The sequence below is a fragment of the Mesorhizobium sp. M4A.F.Ca.ET.050.02.1.1 genome, assembly GCF_003997725.1.
In the GTDB taxonomy this organism is placed as follows: domain Bacteria; phylum Pseudomonadota; class Alphaproteobacteria; order Rhizobiales; family Rhizobiaceae; genus Mesorhizobium.
Window position 1 is genome coordinate 1 of record NZ_RZSG01001102.1, and the last position, 1,505, is coordinate 1,505.

2 protein-coding genes are annotated in these 1,505 nt (G+C 63.7%); one reads left to right on the plus strand and one right to left on the minus strand.

Annotated features, from left to right (window positions below; translation table 11 throughout):
• Nucleotides 1–97 precede the first annotated feature (97 nt).
• On the plus strand, nucleotides 98–526 hold the full coding sequence (locus EOA33_RS35375; protein WP_126058702.1) for a BA14K family protein: 429 nt from the start codon (nucleotides 98–100) through the stop codon (nucleotides 524–526).
• Between the two features lie 220 nt (nucleotides 527–746).
• On the opposite strand, the gene EOA33_RS35380 is transcribed toward EOA33_RS35375, so the two are convergent.
• Complete coding sequence (locus EOA33_RS35380) at nucleotides 747–1,388, minus strand: MBL fold metallo-hydrolase (protein ID WP_126058701.1); 642 nt, start codon at nucleotides 1,386–1,388, stop codon at nucleotides 747–749.
• Nucleotides 1,389–1,505 lie beyond the last annotated feature (117 nt).

Sequence of the window (1,505 nt, forward strand, 5' to 3'; positions counted from 1 at the left end):
CGTTCAGCCTCCGTTCAGCCACGGTCTCTTATTAACCTTTGCTAAAGCCGGTCCGCATCCCCCCGAAAATACACGGGCCGGCGCGAAGGAGACCGAAATGAACCGAATTCTCAAGACCGCCATTCTGTCCACGGGCATCGCCGCGACCATATTGGCCACCTTGCCGGCGGCCAATGCCGATGACTGGCGCTGGCGCCGTCACCATCACAACCACAACGACGCCCTCGCCGCCGGCGTCGTCGGCCTTGCTGCCGGCGCCCTGATCGCCGGCGCGTTGAGCAACCCGCAGCCTCGCTACAACAGCTATTACGAGCCGGGCTACGACGACTATGACTACCGCTATGTGCAGCCGGCTCCGGTTCGCCGCTATTATGCGCAGCCGCGCGTCGTCTATGCCGACCGCTATGCGGAACCGTGGACCCGTGCCTGGTACGAATATTGCTCGGACCGCTATCGCACCTTCAATTCCCGCACCGGTACCTTCACCGGCAATGATGGCGAGCAGCACTTCTGCGTCGCCAACTGAGGCTTCCCTGCCCCTAACAAGAAAGCGCTGACCGCAAGGCCAGCGCTTTTTGTTTGGGGCTCCTTTAGGCGCTCACCCAGGGTGTGTTGAGATTCAGGTCAGGCCGAGCCGAGAGCGATGGGTTCCGAGAACCGGAGCGGAGCGTACTCAAAGTACGTGAGCACCGGAAGCGCAGGAACCCACCGCTCGCAGGCCGGCCTCACCTGAATATCGACACACCCTAGGTCAGGAACGGATTGGTGCGGCGCTCCTCGCCGAAGCGGCCTCCGGGGCCGTGGCCGCAGATGAAGCCAATGTCGTCGCCGAGCGGCAAGAGCTTTTCCTTGATCGAGGCGATCAGCGCGGCGTGGTCACCGCCGGGCAGGTCGGTGCGCCCGACCGAGCCGCGAAACAGCACGTCGCCGACATGGGCGAACTTCGCCGCGCGATTATAGTAGACGACATGGCCCGGCGCGTGCCCGGGGCAATGCAGGACCTCGAACACGTGGTTTCCGAACGACACGGTCTCGCCTTCGGTGAGAAACCGGTCGGGCACGCAGTTGCGCACCGCGTCGGTGACGCCGAAGCGCTTGGCCTGGTTCTCGAGGTTGGCGAGCAGCGGCCGGTCGGCCTCGTGCGGGCCGATGATGTCGACGCCGAGCGCCTCCTTCAACTCCATCGCGCCGCCGGCATGGTCGATATGGCCATGCGTGATCCAGATCGCGCCGGCCCTGATGTCATTGTCCTTCAGCACCGACAGCACCTTGTCGATGTCGCCGCCGGGATCGACGACCACACCTTGTCTGTCGTCCATGTCGAAGAGAATCGTGCAGTTCTGCTGGAAGGGCGTGACCGGCACGATGCCGGCATTGAGCTGACCCATGATTGTCCTTTCGCTGTGTCTTCCCCGATGTAGAGAGACTGACGAACGGCGTCCACCGCTTGCCAAACGAAAATGGGCGGCCGCAGCCGCCCACGCGAAACCCGGGGATTTCGGGCC